The organism is Paenibacillus sp. PL2-23 (assembly GCF_040834005.1).
Classification (GTDB): domain Bacteria; phylum Bacillota; class Bacilli; order Paenibacillales; family Paenibacillaceae; genus Pristimantibacillus.
The window spans coordinates 2,941,756-2,957,445 of the sequence record NZ_CP162129.1 but is presented as its reverse complement, the minus strand read 5'-3'; the positions used below and the strand labels follow the sequence as shown (position 1 = coordinate 2,957,445).

15 protein-coding genes are annotated in these 15,690 nt (G+C 53.0%); 4 read left to right on the top strand and 11 right to left on the bottom strand.

What is annotated here, in order from left to right; genetic code table 11:
* Positions 1–150 precede the first annotated feature (150 nt).
* From metE to AB1S56_RS12830, 4 genes are all read right to left on the bottom strand, one after another.
* On the bottom strand, positions 151–2,439 hold the full coding sequence (gene metE, locus AB1S56_RS12845) for a 5-methyltetrahydropteroyltriglutamate--homocysteine S-methyltransferase (protein WP_340871887.1): 2,289 nt from the start codon (positions 2,437–2,439) through the stop codon (positions 151–153).
* A 131-nt stretch (positions 2,440–2,570) separates the two neighbouring features.
* Complete coding sequence (locus AB1S56_RS12840) at positions 2,571–3,476, bottom strand: LysR family transcriptional regulator (protein WP_340871890.1); 906 nt, start codon at positions 3,474–3,476, stop codon at positions 2,571–2,573.
* A gap of 20 nt (positions 3,477–3,496) precedes the next feature.
* Positions 3,497–4,093 (bottom strand): rhomboid family intramembrane serine protease, encoded by a 597-nt coding sequence (locus AB1S56_RS12835; protein WP_340871891.1) that lies wholly within the window; start codon positions 4,091–4,093, stop codon positions 3,497–3,499.
* A 148-nt stretch (positions 4,094–4,241) separates the two neighbouring features.
* A complete protein-coding gene (locus tag AB1S56_RS12830; RefSeq protein WP_340871923.1) occupies positions 4,242–5,498 on the bottom strand; it encodes an MFS transporter in 1,257 nt (418 codons plus the stop codon).
* Positions 5,499–5,673: 175 nt separating this feature from the next.
* Here AB1S56_RS12830 and AB1S56_RS12825 point away from each other — a divergent pair, with 175 nt between their 5' ends.
* Positions 5,674–6,951 (top strand): MFS transporter, encoded by a 1,278-nt coding sequence (locus AB1S56_RS12825; RefSeq protein WP_340871893.1) that lies wholly within the window; start codon positions 5,674–5,676, stop codon positions 6,949–6,951.
* 5 nt (positions 6,952–6,956) lie between these two features.
* Here AB1S56_RS12825 and AB1S56_RS12820 read toward each other — a convergent pair whose 3' ends face one another.
* On the bottom strand, positions 6,957–8,141 hold the full coding sequence (locus AB1S56_RS12820; protein ID WP_340871895.1) for an MFS transporter: 1,185 nt from the start codon (positions 8,139–8,141) through the stop codon (positions 6,957–6,959).
* Between the two features lie 39 nt (positions 8,142–8,180).
* Entirely contained in the window at positions 8,181–8,627 is a 447-nt protein-coding gene (locus tag AB1S56_RS12815; protein ID WP_340871897.1) for a DUF6376 family protein, read from the bottom strand.
* Positions 8,628–8,837: 210 nt separating this feature from the next.
* Here AB1S56_RS12815 and AB1S56_RS12810 point away from each other — a divergent pair, with 210 nt between their 5' ends.
* Entirely contained in the window at positions 8,838–10,253 is a 1,416-nt protein-coding gene (locus AB1S56_RS12810; protein WP_340871898.1) for a PepSY domain-containing protein, read from the top strand.
* A gap of 19 nt (positions 10,254–10,272) precedes the next feature.
* Positions 10,273–10,776: a FixH family protein gene (locus tag AB1S56_RS12805; protein WP_340871899.1), complete on the top strand. Its 504-nt coding sequence runs from the start codon at positions 10,273–10,275 to the stop codon at positions 10,774–10,776.
* 50 nt (positions 10,777–10,826) lie between these two features.
* Here the strand turns inward: AB1S56_RS12805 and AB1S56_RS12800 are convergent, their stop codons facing one another.
* The 4 genes from AB1S56_RS12800 to AB1S56_RS12785 are packed head-to-tail and all read right to left on the bottom strand — an operon-like array spanning position 10,827 to position 14,257.
* A complete protein-coding gene (locus tag AB1S56_RS12800) occupies positions 10,827–11,558 on the bottom strand; it encodes an ABC transporter ATP-binding protein (RefSeq protein WP_340871900.1) in 732 nt (243 codons plus the stop codon).
* Complete coding sequence (locus AB1S56_RS12795; RefSeq protein WP_340871901.1) at positions 11,551–12,372, bottom strand: ABC transporter permease; 822 nt, start codon at positions 12,370–12,372, stop codon at positions 11,551–11,553. Before AB1S56_RS12795 ends, AB1S56_RS12800 begins: the two co-directional genes overlap by 8 nt.
* Positions 12,369–12,905 carry a nitrous oxide reductase accessory protein NosL gene (locus AB1S56_RS12790; protein ID WP_340871902.1) on the bottom strand — a complete coding sequence of 179 codons (537 nt, stop codon included), beginning with the start codon at positions 12,903–12,905 and terminating at the stop codon, positions 12,369–12,371. The genes AB1S56_RS12795 and AB1S56_RS12790 overlap by 4 nt, the downstream gene beginning before the upstream one ends.
* Positions 12,902–14,257 (bottom strand): NosD domain-containing protein, encoded by a 1,356-nt coding sequence (locus AB1S56_RS12785; protein WP_340871903.1) that lies wholly within the window; start codon positions 14,255–14,257, stop codon positions 12,902–12,904. The genes AB1S56_RS12790 and AB1S56_RS12785 overlap by 4 nt, the downstream gene beginning before the upstream one ends.
* A 233-nt stretch (positions 14,258–14,490) precedes the next feature.
* On the opposite strand from AB1S56_RS12785, the gene AB1S56_RS12780 reads away from it, so the two are divergent.
* The gene (locus AB1S56_RS12780) at positions 14,491–14,850 is read left to right on the top strand and encodes a cytochrome c (protein ID WP_340871905.1); all 360 of its coding nucleotides are present in this window, start codon (positions 14,491–14,493) and stop codon (positions 14,848–14,850) included.
* A gap of 112 nt (positions 14,851–14,962) precedes the next feature.
* Here the strand turns inward: AB1S56_RS12780 and AB1S56_RS12775 are convergent, their stop codons facing one another.
* Positions 14,963–15,682 (bottom strand): YebC/PmpR family DNA-binding transcriptional regulator, encoded by a 720-nt coding sequence (locus tag AB1S56_RS12775; RefSeq protein WP_340871907.1) that lies wholly within the window; start codon positions 15,680–15,682, stop codon positions 14,963–14,965.
* Positions 15,683–15,690 lie beyond the last annotated feature (8 nt).

The following is a 15,690-nucleotide window of genomic DNA, read 5'->3' as shown; positions in this document are numbered from 1 at the left end:
CCTCTATCGAGGCCTTTCAGAGATGAGCGACCGCGTTTAGATGTAGGATTTATCGCCAAATAGCATTTCTGTTTTCGAATGCTCGAAAACTTATAAATTGTAGTAAAGAAAGGACCAAGCATATAGCCTGGTCCCTCCTTGCCTTTAACGTTATACATGCACGGCGTGCTTGGAGCGAGCGATGCTCGTGGCTTCTACCATGTTACGCAGAGCGGCGACCGTCTCTTCCCTGCCGCGAGTCTTCAGTCCGCAGTCTGGATTGATCCAGAACAGCTTGGGATCCAGCACGCGCAGCGCCCGGTCGATCATGCTGGTCATCTCCTCCACCTGCGGCACACGCGGACTATGAATATCGTAGACGCCCAGTCCAATGCCGAGCGGATACGTATTCTCCTCGAAGCTATGAATCAGCTCGCCGTGGCTGCGGGAAGTTTCGATGGAGATGACGTCCGCATCCATATCCTCAATGGAGCCAATCATGTCGTGGAATTCGCAATAGCACATATGCGTATGAATCTGAGTCGTCTCCTCTTCGGAGCATGTGGTCAGTCGGAATGCCTTGACCGCCCAGTTCAAATATTCGGCTTGGTCCTGTTGCTTCAGAGGCAGTCCTTCGCGGACCGCAGGCTCGTCAACCTGGATCAGACCGATGCCAGCCTTCTCGAGCGCTTCCACCTCTTGTCTAAGCGCATAAGCGAGCTGATAAGCGATACGTTCGCGAGGAATATCGTCACGTACGAATGACCAGTTCATGATCGTAATGGGACCTGTCAGCATCCCCTTGACCGGACGAGCCGTGCGGGATTGCGCATACGCCGTCTCGATAACAGTCATCGGCTCGTCGAATGCAACGTCCCCGAATATAATGGGCGGCTTCACACAGCGCGAGCCGTAAGACTGCACCCAGCCAAACTGTGTGAACGCGAAGCCCTCCAGCTTCTCGCCAAAAAACTCTACCATGTCCGTACGCTCGAACTCCCCGTGAACCAGAACATCAATGCCGATCTCTTCCTGCAGGTCGATCCACAGATCGATTTGGTCGCGGATGAATGCATCATATTGGGCCTTGCTCCACTCTCCCTTGCGCCAAGCCTGGCGAGCCTTGCGAACCTCGGCGGATTGCGGGAAGCTTCCGATTGTCGTGGTTGGCAGCAGCGGCAAGCTCCACTTGGCTCGCTGCGCTTCATAACGCTTGGCGAATGGCGCAGAACGGCGCGCGTCCTTCGAGCTTATAGCAGCAACGGCTTTCTGCACGTCGCTTCGACTGCGCTGACTGGATTGTGCAATTGCATCTAGCGCCTTCTGGCAGCTGTTCAGCTGAGTCTGGATGGAAGCCTCGCCTTCTGCAAAGCCTTTGGCCAGCCATACCAGCTCATCCAGCTTCTCGTCAGCGAACGCAAGCGCTCCCTTCAATTCAGGCAGAAGCTTGTCTTCTACGCTTACGGTTACTGGCACATGCAGCAGGCTGCAGGAGGATTGAACAAGCAGTCGATCTCCGGATACATAAGAGCTGAGCGCCTTCAACAAGGCAAGCTGATCCAGCAGGGAAGCCTTCCAGATGCCGCGGCCGTCCACAACGCCAGCGCCAAGCACCTTATCCTTCGGGAAGCCGAACTGCGCCAACGCTTTCAGGTTGCCGGTACGGCCATGCACGAAGTCTAGTCCGATACCCCTTACCGGAAGCTTCACGATTTCGCTGTAATGCTCGGCTGATTCGAAATAGGTTTGCAGCATGATGCTAAGACCCGGAGCGGCAGCCGCCAGTTGGGTATAGAGGACTTGGAGCGCCGCAAGCTCAGCTTCGTTCAGTCCCGTCACAAGGCTTGGCTCATCCATCTGCACCCAAGCCACGCCCTCCGCTTCCAGCTCCACGAGGATTTGCTTGTACAGCGGCAGCAGACGGTTAAGCCAGTCGCCGAATTGATCAGCCCGGTAGCCCTTGGACAGCTTCACGAAGGTAACGGGTCCAAGCAGCACTGGTCTGCCTTCAATGCCCAGCTCCTGCTTCGCTTCGCGGTAGGCCTGCAGAGGCTTGTTTTCGGTAAGCTCAGGCTGGCGATCGCCGAGCTCTGGAACGATATAGTGATAATTGGTGTTGAACCACTTGGTCATCTCGCTAGCCGTCGCATCCTTCGTGCCGCGAGCGATCCCATAATACAGGGATAATGGGACCGGTCCGCCGCTATATGGAAAGCGTTGAGGCACGAGACCGAACATAGTCGCCGTATCCAGCACTTGATCATAATAGCTGAAGTCGCCTACCGGAATAACGTCGATGCCCTTGCTCTGCAGCTTGCGCAGGTTCTGAAGGCGCAGCTCTCGAAGCTGGCCGAGGAAGTCCGATTCATCCAGCTTGCCAGCCCAGAACGCTTCCAGCGCTTTTTTCCATTCTCTATTTGCCCCGATGCGAGGATATCCTAATACACTGCTTCTTGTCATCTTGTCACTCTCCCAATCCATTTGTTACAAGAAAGATAACATGAAATGGATGGCTGGAAGTAACTGAATATAACTATACCCTGCTATAGCCAAAAACTATATCAAGGCTATATTAAGGTCATATGCCCCGCCTAAGCTTGCGAGGTTGCCTCCTTGAGAGCGTCAATATAAGCCGTGCCAAGCAAGGAAAGAGACAGATTGCGGTGCGAGATCCAGCCGACATGAATGCTCTCCTGGATGTCGAGCGGCACGGGAATAATATCATTTCCGTTCAAGTCCCTGCTGAGCACGCCTGTTGAGATCGTATAGCCGTTCAAGCCGATAAGCAGATTGAACAGCGTAGCGCGGTCGTTGACTCGAATACTCTTCTTGTGGGTGAGCGTGCTTAATATTTCCTCTGAGAAATGGAACGAATTGTATTCGCCTTGATCAAAGCTCAGACATGGATAATCCTGCAGCTCCTCGATCGTAATCATCGACTGCCTGGCGAGGGGATTATGTACACTGATGAAGACATGCGGCTTGGCCGTGAACAGACTGGTAAACTGCAAATTCCCCGCCTTTAACAGCTTGTTGATCACTTTCTCATTGAACTCGTTCAGGTACAGAATGCCAATCTCGCTTCTCATCGTTCGGACGTCCTCGATAATTTCATACGTCTTGGTCTCGCGCAGCGCAAGCTCGTATTCCTCATATCCATACTGCTTCACGAGTTTCACGAAGGCGTTCACGGCAAATGCGTAGTGCTGGGTCGATACTGAAAAATGCTGCTTGGAGGGCTTGACGTTCAGATACCGCGACTCCAACAGCTCGGCCTGCTCCACCACTTGGCGGGCATAGCTTAGAAACTCTACACCCTCCTTCGACAAAGTGATCCCTTTGTTCGTCCGTTCAAATATCGATATATGGAGCTCATCCTCCAAATCCTTAATCGCGTTCGATAGGCTGGGCTGCGAGATGAAGAGCCTCTTGGCCGCTTCATTAATCGAGCCGCGATTGGCGACCTCAATGATATATTTCAGCTGCTGCAGCGTCATCGTCTATTTCCTTTCTCCTCTTATCTTCTACGGAATTGGACGTATAGCGTCGTCATCAGAAAACCCCCAACAAAGCCCCCAAGATGGGCGTAGAGATCGACATTGGGAGTGATGATGGAATAGATGACACCAACAACGACTATCGTCTGAATGGTGCTGGCATTATGGTGTCCGAAAGCTGTTTTATGAAACAATGACAAATACACATAAGCCGCGTACACGCCATAGATTGCACCGGACGCTCCAGCGCCGATAAATGCCTCCTGCTGCGCAACCAAGCTGACTGCGTTGCCAATTATTCCAGAGACGAGATACAGCAAGGCAAACCTCCATCGCCCCAACATTCGTTCAAGCGGCGCGGCAAATACATACAGGGCAAAGCCGTTCATCAGCAAATGCATAAATCCTATGTGGAGAAACATCGCGCTTACAAAATGCCAGGGCTCGGTATATCCCGGAAAGTTGCTCATCGCCCCAAATTCCAGCAGGGTCCGTTGACTCGTGGAGGAACCATCCCATTCTAATAAGATGAACATGACGATATTAAGGATCAGCAGAATACTGACAACGGGATACAGACGGATATACTCCTTCAAGCTCTCTCTTCTTAGAAACATAATCTACTCCCTTTCTGTCGAGCGAATGCAAGCATGGTATGGTTCCTAGTATACCCTCCCCCTCATGCCAATGGAAGAAGGAGAGGTGCTCAGCGCACCTCCCCTTCCATCCGGAATTATTCATAATAACGCAAAATGATGGCTTATGTTAAGCGTCCGCGCGAACCCGCTGCGACCAGATGACAACAGGTATAAGAATTAATGACAGCAGTCCTCCTGCAAGGGACAGCACAGCATAGCTTGTATACGCGGCCACCACCCCCGATAACGCGCCTCCCGACGCGCCTGCCAATGCCACAAATACGTCGATTGTGCCCTGCGTCTTGGCCCGATTGTCTGGCGTGGTGGAATCGACGATTAACGCCGTGCCGCTAATGAGGCCCAAATTCCATCCCAAACCCAGCAGCGCAAGCGCCGCAATCAACGATAGCATGGAATGGGCGGGACCGAATGCCGCGAGCAAGCCGGCAGCAAGCAATATGCCGCCGGACACGCAAGCCATAACGAGTCTCCCCAGCTTGTCGATCAGCCTCCCCGTTATGAGCGACGGCAGGAACATGGCGCCGACATGAATGCCGATAACAAGTCCAACCTCGTTTAATCCATGGCCGTGATGCTGCATATGTACCGGAGTCATTGTCATGATGGCGACCATTACAATTTGCGTGAGCACCATAATCGTAGCGCCAAGCACGACGCCTTTTGCGGAATGTCCGTTTAAGTGCCCGCCACTAGCTTGTTTTTCCTCCAATTTCGCTAGAGCCTTCGCTGCAATTAGCGGATCTGGACGAAGCAGCACGAACAGTACCGTTCCCGCCAGCAGGAAGGCAACCCCTGCCAGCATGAAGGGTCCAGCCAGTCGTGGGACGTTCACAGCTTCCGCGAACTGCCCCATGACGCCCACTAGATTGGGTCCGGCAACAGCGCCGAAGGTTGTGGATACCAACGCGATACTGACGGCAGTCGCACGCTGATGGGGCAATGCCAGATCCGTTCCCGCATAGCGGGCAATGAGATTGGAGGCCGTGCCTGAGCCGTATATGAATAAGGATATGAACAGCAGCGCTACATGCTCCAGCATCGCTGCCGCCACAATACCCGCTGCTCCCACAGCCCCTGCAAAAAATCCCCCCGCAAGTCCGTTGCGCCTGCCGTATTTGCCGGATAGACGTCCCACCAGCAGCGAAGCAAGCGCGGAGCCAAGCGTAAGCAAAGCCGTTGGGATGCCCGCGTATCGGTCCGTCCCCAGCATATCCTGGGCTAATAAAGCCCCGACAGTAATGCCTGCCGCTAGGCCGGCTCCACCGAACAGCTGGGACGCGACAACCGTCCATAACGTGCGTTTGTATAGTCTCTCCCGGTCCTCCGGGACAAAGCGGTCCTGCCGGCCACGCGATAATTCGATAGGACTGTCTATGGTAATCTCCACCTCTCCGGATGAACAATAATCGTTATCGTACGCCTCAATCAGCACGCTGTCAATACCAAATATAAGTGATGTATACACCCCTCCTTACTTACAAATCCTATAGTGATGAACAGATGCTGGATGCAGAGAAGAAGAGGAGCCCAGACGCTATATGCAGAACACGAAATCCCGTAAGCTCAACATGTCTTTTCAGAGCAAAAGAGAGATGACAGATATGACGTCCCGCTCTGGCGGAGGCGCCAAGGGACGTATCCTAGAATTTGCGGCAATCGCTTCTATACCGATGGTGCTCGTGTTCGGCAATTCCATGCTCGTGCCCGTGCTTCCGGAGCTGCAGAACGCTTTGGGTATTACGAAATTCCAGAGCAGCTTGGTCATTTCCATCTTTTCGCTGGCTGCTGGATTGTTTATTCCCATCATCGGGTACTTATCCGACCAGCTTGGCCGGAAAGCCATCATCATTCCCGCTCTTATTATTTATGGCGCTGCAGGAGTGCTTGCGGGGATGGGAGCGATCTGGCAATCCTATACCGTTATTATTATCTCCAGGGCCATACAGGGCATGGCGGCGGCTGGCACGGCGCCCATTGCGATGGCCTTGGTGGGTGATTTGTATGATGGGGCAACGGAAAGCAAAGCACTTGGCTTGACAGAAGCCTCCAATGGCGCCGGCAAGGTGCTCAGTCCCATCATCGGTTCCTTGCTTGCGCTTATCGTATGGTATGCGTCGTTTTTTGCTTTTCCCGTCTTTTGCGCCTTGTCGCTAGCGGCTGTTTTGTTCCTGATTAAGGAGCCGAAGCATGATCACAAGCAGAAGCTGGGCGTATATTTGCAAAAAGTCGGCAGCCTGTTCAAGGAGAAAGGACGCTGGCTGATCGCTTCGTTTTTTGCGGGATCGCTTGGCTTGTTTATTCTGTTCGGCGTCTTGTTCTATCTATCCAACATCCTGGAAGTGGACCCGTATCGGATCGAGGGGGTGAAGAAAGGGCTGATACTTGCCATCCCCCTGCTCGGCATGGTCATCACTTCCTATACAACGGGAAGTCTGATCAAAAAAAACGGCAAGCTCATCCGCCTTCTCATCAACCTGGGCTTGTTGACAATGACGGTTGCGCTTGCCTCAGCTATCTTTTTTCTCCAGAACCTGTATGTGTTTATTGGACTCCTGACGCTTAGCAGCATTGGAACGGGCTTGCTTCTGCCCTGCTTGAACACCATGATTACAGGGGCCGTAGACAAAAGTGAGCGCGGCATGATTACCTCTCTCTACAATTGCCTCCGGTTTCTTGGGGTGGCGTTTGGACCGCCGCTGTTCGGCTGGATGATGGATCAATCCCATCGCCTTGTATTCATATCCGTGTCTTCGCTGTCCCTTGTTACGCTTGCGCTCGTGTTCTTCCTTATTAAACCGCCCGCTCAAATTCAATAAGGAGGTCAGGCCTCCTGCTGCTTCGCCGCCGGGCGAAATATAAATCCGAGCAGCGCGAAGAGAAGAAACGAGCCGCCAAGGAACAAGAAGACGCTGTGAATAGAAAGGTAACGAATGCCGAACCCGCCAAGCGTTGGACCCAGAATGCTGCCCACGCTGAAATGAATCGATGCAATGACATTAGCCGCCGGCAGGATCGACCTCGGCAGCAAGTCAGCAGCGTAAGCGAGTCCCAGTGAATAGAAGGATCCGACCACGCCGCCCGCGATCATAAATAAGAGGAAGAGGAGCAGGAGCTCTCCTCCCGCTGCGGGAATGCACAGGAAGGCAATGGCGCCAATCAGGCCGCAGCCGATGAGGATGGGCTTGCGTCCCATCCGATCGCTCCACATGCCAAGCGGCAGCTGCAGAATAAGGCTGCCTGCGCCAAATGCAAGCAGGAGCAGCGAAATCCATTGCTGGCTGAGGTCGATTCTTAAGCCGTACAGTGGGAAGCTGGTGTTCATCGACGCTTCCATTAAACCGTACAGGAAGCTTGGGATGAGTACGAACCATGCGATGCGATACGTCCTCAAGAAGCGGTTCTCGCTGACTTCCCCCCTGATTGCCCGTTCCGGAAATTCATTGCTCATTCGCAGCACAAGCAGAAGCACCAGCACAAAAAAAGCGCTGGTAATCACGAATGGAATCGCTTTTCCCAGCGGAAGCAGGTTGATGCCAAGCGGCCCCAAGCTGAAGCCAATGCCGTACGACATGCCATATAACGATATATATTGCCCCCGGCGCTCCTTGGGACTGGAGCTGACGATCCAGAGCTGGGTCGCGTAATGCAGCGAGCTGTCCCCCACTCCGACAAGCAGCCGCAGGATGAACCAGATCGTCAGCGATTGGGTCAACGGGAAGAGCAGCGTCGCGGCGATCACAATCGACATGCCGGCGATGATGACGGTTCGGTAGCCAAAGCGGCTGACGGGCTTCTCGATGAAAAACATGGTGGCAAAAATGCCGATGTACATCGCGGCGGAATTGATGCCGTTCATGTCTGAGGACACGCCCGCGTCCTCCAATAGAATGGATAGCAGCGGAAGCAGAAGCCCTTGGCTCATGCCGGCTACAATAACCACCAGCAGCAAGGTGCCTAGACGATATTTGGACGAAAGTGAATCGGATGCGTTAGACGTTGATGCCAATACTGTTGCACTCTCCTTGGTTGTGTGGATCCCGTTCGGTTATCGACTAGGATTTAAGTCATTAAGCTGGCCTAGCAGCTCATTGATTTTGTTCAGCGTTTCAGGAATGCCTGTCGCCTCAAGAGCGGCTTTGCCCTGCTCGATATTGGCAAGCGCCTTGTCAAGGCTTTGCTGCAGCGTCTCGTTGTAGGATACAATCTGCCCATGAAGCTCCTTGGCGTAATCCGGCACCTGCAGGTTCGCGTATTGCACAATCTGCTCCTTGAGTGCCAGCATCCGCTCCTTCAGCTCGGTCCGCGCTTCAACATCCGTTAATGCCTGCTGGGCCATCGTGTTGACCTCTTGGCCGAATTCTGACACCTCATTCATATAGGTGGATGTCTCCGTTGCGAAGGTCAGACTGTTGTCCACCGTCTCCAATATGCCGCAGCCTGGCAGCATAAACAAGCTGATAGCCAATACCCACAATGTCCATTTCCTCTTCATCCCTAACACTCCTCTGGCTCGGTCCTGCTTCAGCGCTACTGACCGATGTCTCATTTCATTGTACCCGTACCATACCATGACGGAAACAGATCATTCAAGTTGTCACTAATCTTTAATAATTATGTTCGGCAATAGCCCCATTGAGTCATGTGAATTTCCTTGTCATGCTCTAATATGTTCGTATGTATACGAAAGGAATGATTGAAGAGCATGAGCGTTATGCCAACGGAAAGCTTGCACAAGAATGAAAGTCTGATCAAGCAGAGGACGGCGGCCGGAACACGGCAAGCCATCTATCAAGCGGTTTGGAGGTGGCACTTCTACGCCGGAATCCTGTTTGCGCCATTTCTGATTATTCTGGCGTTCAGCGGCGGCGTGTATCTCTTCAAGCCGCAAATTGAAAATGTGATGTACAAGGATATGCTGACCGTGCGAGAGGTTGGCGAGACGCCTATGAGCACGGAAGCGATTATCGCGAAGACGCTCAAAGCTTATCCAGACACAACTATCTCCTCGGTTACGCTGCCGGACTCTCCTTCCGCCTCGTACAAGATGTCGGCGATTCGGAACGGTGCGCCTACAACGATGTACGTTGATCCCTATACCGGCAACGTGCTGGGGATGTTGGATACCAGCAAGACGTTCTCCGCCTTCTTCAAGAAGCTGCACAGCGAGCTGGTGATCGGCGGTACGGTCGCCAACCGCCTTGTCGAGCTTGCGGCTTGCTGGGCCATTGTTTTACTGTTGACGGGACTTTATCTATGGTGGCCTAGGGGCAAAGGTGCGATTTGGGGCACCGTGCTCCCTCGACTGAGCAAGCCGGGCAGCCGTCAATTCTGGCGTGACGTGCACGCCGTGCCGGCCTTCTGGATTTCGATCGTGCTTATACTCATTATTCTCGGCGGATTGCCCTGGTCGGGCATCATGGGACCCAGAATCGATAAGCTCGCGAATTCCACGAATACGAACGCTCCGAACTTTGCTTACAGCTTTGGAGCCAAGCCGGAATCCGTGACGGTTGCAAGCGATATTGCCGAGGATCTGCCATGGGCGGCAGAAAGCCTTCCCGTGCCAGAGTCTGCTCCAGGCGGTTATATGAAGCTTGGCGTCGACGACGCGGCGCTTATTGCCGATACGAAGAACGTCGCCAAGCCCTATACCCTGACATTGCCTAATGGCGACAAAGGCGTGTACACCATCTCAACTGCTCATGCAACGCCAGGCAACAGCGCCACCCTTCATGTCGATGCATACAGCGGCGCTGTGCTGACCGACGTCCGGTTTGCCGATTACGGTGTACTGGGCAAGCTCATTACGTATGGAATCGCCTTCCATGAAGGCCGTTTGTTCGGTTGGCCGAATCAATTGCTGGGCTTAATCGCGTGTCTGGGTTTAATTCTAGTCGCGATCAGCTCCTATGTCATGTGGAAAAAACGGAAGCCGGACGGCAAGCTGGGTGCTCCTTCCAATCCAAAAAATAAAAAAGTGACGATCGGCGTTCTGGTCATCATGCTGATATGCGGAGCGATCATGCCGCTTGTCGGCATTTCGATTCTCATCGTCCTCGTGCTTGATTTATTTATTATTCGTCGATTCAAGCCGCTTCGGGCTTGGTTTTCGGTTTAACGGAAGGAGCAGAATGAATATGTTGGGATTCAAATACAAGGGGCTCATAGCTACCGGAAGCATCAGCCTTTTACTCCTTGCATCACTAAGCGCTTGCACGGCCAAGACGCCAGAGGGCACGGATGAGAAAGGCCTCCATCCTCATGTCACCATTGACATGAGGATGCCAGATCGGTTCCAAGTTGGCGTTGATTCCGCATTTACGGTTGAAGTGAAGAAGAATGGCGAGCTGGTAACGGGAGCCGAATACGCTGAATTTCTATTTTGGCCGGATGGCCATAAGGATGACGCCATTGCCGTTCCAGCAGTTGAAAGCTCCCCCGGCATCTATTCCGCCCCTTACGCGGCGCCGGAGGAAGGAATTTATGTCGTCCAGACAAAGGTTCAGTCGGGTGACGATCTGATTATGCCTGCCAAGCGCTTTGCCATCGGCACTCATGCCGTCGAGCAATTAATCCAATTGGAAGAGGCTCAGCAGTCTGGTGAAGCAGCGCCGGAGGCGGGCGGTCATCATCATCATTAAGAGACGCCAAGAAGCGGTACAGGGAATCCCTGTACCGCATTTTTTGTGTCCTATTGTCGCTCTGCGTGAATCCCGAACCATTCCGTGAATGCGTCCTGCAGCTCCGCAGCGCCTAGCTTCTGCCGAATATCCGCACCGCTTCCTTCCACCTCGATCCTGCCGCCCCGCAGCAACGCGATATGATCGGCGAGCGCCTCTGCAACCTGTAGCTGATGAGTGGAAAAGATGACGGTCTGCCCGTTCGCGGCCAGCTCTCGCACTTGCCTGACGAAGGTGTCGATCCAATAGGGATCAAGCCCATTGGTCGGCTCATCCATGAGGACCAGCGGCGGCTTTGCCAATAGGGCTTGCCCGAACAGCATGCGCTGACGCATGCCTTTGGAGAAGGATGCCACCGGCTTGTTCCCGGTATCCGCTAATCCCACCTGCTCCAGCACCTCGGCTGCCCTGCTTTTGGGCAGTCCCCGAAGCGCCGCCCAGAACGACAGCGTCTCCATTGCCGACAGACCGGGCGAGAAGCGGAACTCATCCGGCATATAGCCGATCCGCTCTGCATAACGCTTCCTCTCTCGTTTCCAGCTCACATTGTCAACTGTAATGGTGCCGCGATCAGGCTGCATAATGCCGGCAATCATTTTGATAATGGTGCTTTTGCCTGCTCCATTGCCTCCGCATAACGCCAATATGCTGCCCCTGCGAACGTCCAGCTGCAGCCCCTCAATAATGACTTGCTTTTTAAAACGCTTGGTGACATCCTTGAGCCTCACGAATGCCTCATCCACGCGAGCGCCTCCTCTCCCAGACCAGCCATGAAATCGCAAGTGCCAGGCCGATCCATGCCAGCACGAGTCCCACAAATCCAGCCGTCCCGGATGGCTGCTTCACCCAAGTCATCCATTCGTAATATTCAGGTCCCAGAACAGCGCCCCCGCCCAGCTTCACAACCGTATACAAACGAGCAAGCTCCGCTGGATTCAATAGGGTCAGTGTCAATAGAGCAGGCTTGATGAAGCCGTATGGCAGAAAGCCCAGCATGGATAATAACAGAGGCGCCCACGCAATAATGGTGAAGAACCAAACGGCCACACCCATCGTAAGCGCCTGCCAGCGATTACGCGCTAATGTGCCTGCTAGCATCGCAATGGCCAAATAGAGCAGCGACGTGCTGACGGTGAACACCAGGAGCTGACCATAAGTCTCCAAGCTAAAGGACGAGCCGGCTGCTCCTCCGATTAGACCGGCCAGCCCAAGTCCAACGGCTACAATCACAAGCATGACTACCGCCAGACCTGCAAACTTACCGGATATAAAAGCGAAGGTAGCGATCGGATAAACCGATAATAATTCCCAGCTGCCCTCCTCCTTCTCCGTTGTGAGGGAGAAAGAGCCCAGGAGCAGAGCCATAAGCGGCAGCAAATACAAGCTTAAATTCAGAATCGTGCCTGTTGTTCCGGAGTAACCCTGACCATAGCCTTGTGCTTGAATGAGCAGCAGTCCCAGCATGAATAACGTGAATAACGCCATAAATGAGTAAGACCAGGGATTGCGGAACCCCAGCTTCATCTCTCTAATGGCAATATGGCGGAAGCTGCTCACGAATGCGAGCCGCCTTCCGTATGATGCATCTCTTCCTTATGCTGTTCCATATGCTCCATATTCATCATATCCCGATTCACTTCCCAAGTATGGCTGGCGAGCATCTCAGCCGACAACACCTCGCCTTTGCCTTGCTCTTGCACGAAGGCCTGGGCAGCTTTCTCGCTGGAGAACGAAATGACGCCATAAGCCATCGGCGTTTTGTAATCGCTGTGATAGGCGTAATAAGCGGTTTCGTATTTCACCCAATCGCCGCTGTGATGATCACGGACAAACTCAGCCCCAATTGTGTCTGTACCATTCTCGACCTTCCACTCGTTCATGCAGCCGATATCATCGAATTTCAACGATTGTCCGTCTACGGTGATGATTTGCGTTGCGTACGGATCATCCTTGACGGCCATGTTGCACATCACGCATATATCCGTTTCTTCATTAATCGCTTGCGGTGTATATGCCTTGCTTCCACATGCGCTCAGCAGCAATACGAACAGGATCGATGTTAATAGGTAAACACTTGCTTTCATTTTCATGGTTTCCTTACCCCCATTAGTAATAGTATAGATATGGCGATGAGAAGCAGCAGCAAGCCTGCAGCAGCAGTCATCAGGTTGGTTCCCGTCTGCATGGCTTGCCCGCCTGCCCTGGACAAGCTTGGCTTCATAAGCGGCCCACTGTCGGCAGTCCAGCTGCCGCGGTCAGATTGGTACAGCCCCTCCAGAAAGACGAAGCTGGGCGATTGGAAGAACAGCTGGAACACAGGCTTCGCTTTCACGATGCTCTGGAACAAAGGGCTGATGGCATACTGGAGATCGCTTTGACCGTCTCCATCGGCATCAATGCCCTGGAACGAATCCCAATAGTTAGAGACGAGCGTATTGCTTGTGCTTTGTCGGGCCTCTGCTTGCACAACATTCCCGGCAAATACATTGTCGGTCATTTCATTGTTCTCCGCCTTCAGCAGCTGCAGACCAATGAAATTGCCAAGCACCTGGTTACCCGCTATGAGATTGCCGGTAGATTGCTCCACATACAATCCCACGCGGTTTCCTGCCACTTCATTATTCTGGACCACGCTGTCGTGAGCATCGAACAATAGAATGCCCTGCGAGTTAACATTTTCATTTTGCCTGGTGAATTGATTGTCGCTGACCTCTGCGCCTCGCACAGCCATAATCATTGCGCCCGTAATGTTATATTGACCCGTGTTGCCTCGAATGAGGGCGTCTGCTGTATACATGCAGTGCACCCCATATCGCAGTCGCTCGAAACGATTGTCCTCTACCACATTACGATCGCTATTCTCCATATAGATGCCGTCATGCATGGATAGAATGGTGTTCTGGAGGAGCCGATTGTCATGGGAATGGTAGAGGTCAATGCCGTTGCCCTTCTGGGACAGCTTGACCTTCCGCTCCTCCTCTGGAATCCCCCACTCGATAAGCGCTTCACGAATCGTCATATGATTAGAATCGGTGGCACGAATGCCATAAGATCCTGTTCGAATATGCAGCTTGTGCAGCAGGGCTTCGTCGGATTTAACAATCGAGATCGAGGGCTGCTCCTTCAGCCTCACATCATGAATCGTTAAGCCAACAAGCGCAACTCGGTCAGCGGCGATGGTGACGGCAGCTTGCTCCGTTCGGTTCATCAAGGTAACCGTCCCGCCATCCTCCGCTCGAATCGTAATCGGCTTGTTGATGATGATGGGTCCCTCGTATTCCCCGCTGGCTAGAACCATCACTTCTCCTTCTGCTGAGCTGTCAATGGCAGCTTGTAAATCCTTATTAATTGGCGATTGTGCGCCTCCGACCGATATTCCGTTAGACAGCGCCAATGCGGTGATGGAGATAAAGCCAATCGATAATTTGAATAACCCTTTCATAATGTCCCGGCATTCAGCTCCCTTCCGCCAATATCATCCTATTTATTTTAGCCAATATCAGACGTTGTTAGGATGACTCGAAAGGGCTAATTCAGGGCTGTTTCAGTGAACGAAGCATGTCAGAATCGATTGATTCTGCCTTCAAATCGCCACAATTATGGCTCCATTGAGTCATTTGGACACGTGTGTGGTAGAGTTATTATAGATGAAGATCATGAGAAGGAGTGATGAGCATGAAATGGATAATGGCCACAGCGGTTGGACTTGCTGCCATGCTTGCCGTGGGCCTCTTATTGTTCGCGCTGCCGGAGAAGGAAGCTCCAGCTCAGGAGGAGCCCGCAGCGTCCGTGCCGGAGGTCGTTGTAGATACCGCGAGTATGGAATCCATCTACCAAACCAATTGTTTGGGCTGCCATGGCGGAGATTACAAGGGTGCGATGGGACCTGCTTTGGATCAAGTCGGAGCGTCGATGGACCGTCAGCAAATTTATACAAAAATCGTCAAGGGTGGCGGCGGCATGCCGGCCTTCGAAGGGCGCTTAAGCGAGGAAGAGCTTGTAGAGCTCGCGAATTGGCTCGAGGATTTTAAGTAAACAGCATCAACATCATAATGATATGGATATGGAAAGAAGCCCCTCCAAGGCGCCAGATTGGCTGCCAGGACAAGGGCTTCTTTTGCTGCTACCCGTTCATTCGTGTTGCCGATTAATCCTCCAGCTCCACGTTGTGGTACACCTGCTGGACATCCTCCAGATCCTCAAGCGCATCGATCAGCTTCTCGAATTGAGCTTGGCTCTCTTCTGGCAATGTCACATAGTTTTGCGCCAGCATGGTCAGCTCGGCAACGTCAAATTCCGTTACGCCCGCTTGCTTGAAAGCTTCTTGAACAGCGTGGAATTGATCGGGCTCCGCATAGACGATCACGGATTCGTCTTCCTCCACTATATCGCGCACGTCAACATCGGCCTCCAGCATAAGCTCCATCACTTCATCCAGCGATTTGCCGGTAATGCCGAATACAGCCGTCGCATCAAACATATAGGCGACAGAGCCGCTTACGCCCATGCTGCCGCCGCTTTTGTTGAACGCCGAACGAACGGCTGGAGCGGTACGGTTCACATTGTTAGTTAGCGTGTCGACGATGACCATGGAGCCGTTTGGTCCAAAGCCCTCGTAGCGCAGCTCCTGATAGTTCTCGTCATTGCTGCCCTTTGCTTTATCCAAGGCGCGGTCAATAATCGCTTTCGGAACATTATACGTTTTGGCTCTCTCCAGCACGACCTTCAGAGCGCGGTTCGACTCGGGGTCTGGCTCGCCCTTCTTGGCCGCTACATAAATTTCAACGCCGAACTTGGCGTATATTCGGCTCGTATTTGCGTCCTTGGACGCTTTCTTTTCTTTGATGTTATTCCACTTACGTCCCATATTGCTCC

Bases quoted from the DNA above. Each gene is read 5' to 3' on its own strand.
- AB1S56_RS12805 (WP_340871899.1), top strand. From the start codon at position 10,273: ATGTTGGGATTCAAATACAAGGGGCTCATAGCTACCGGAAGCATCAGC.
- AB1S56_RS12825 (WP_340871893.1), top strand. From the start codon at position 5,674: ATGCAGAACACGAAATCCCGTAAGCTCAACATGTCTTTTCAGAGCAAA.
- AB1S56_RS12835 (WP_340871891.1), bottom strand. From the start codon at position 4,093: ATGTTTCTAAGAAGAGAGAGCTTGAAGGAGTATATCCGTCTGTATCCC.
- AB1S56_RS12840 (WP_340871890.1), bottom strand. From the start codon at position 3,476: ATGACGCTGCAGCAGCTGAAATATATCATTGAGGTCGCCAATCGCGGC.
- AB1S56_RS12775 (WP_340871907.1), bottom strand. From the start codon at position 15,682: ATGGGACGTAAGTGGAATAACATCAAAGAAAAGAAAGCGTCCAAGGAC.
- AB1S56_RS12785 (WP_340871903.1), bottom strand. From the start codon at position 14,257: ATGAAAGGGTTATTCAAATTATCGATTGGCTTTATCTCCATCACCGCA.
- AB1S56_RS12810 (WP_340871898.1), top strand. From the start codon at position 8,838: ATGAGCGTTATGCCAACGGAAAGCTTGCACAAGAATGAAAGTCTGATC.
- AB1S56_RS12780 (WP_340871905.1), top strand. From the start codon at position 14,491: ATGAAATGGATAATGGCCACAGCGGTTGGACTTGCTGCCATGCTTGCC.
- AB1S56_RS12815 (WP_340871897.1), bottom strand. From the start codon at position 8,627: ATGAAGAGGAAATGGACATTGTGGGTATTGGCTATCAGCTTGTTTATG.
- metE (WP_340871887.1), bottom strand. From the start codon at position 2,439: ATGACAAGAAGCAGTGTATTAGGATATCCTCGCATCGGGGCAAATAGA.
- AB1S56_RS12790 (WP_340871902.1), bottom strand. From the start codon at position 12,905: ATGAAAATGAAAGCAAGTGTTTACCTATTAACATCGATCCTGTTCGTA.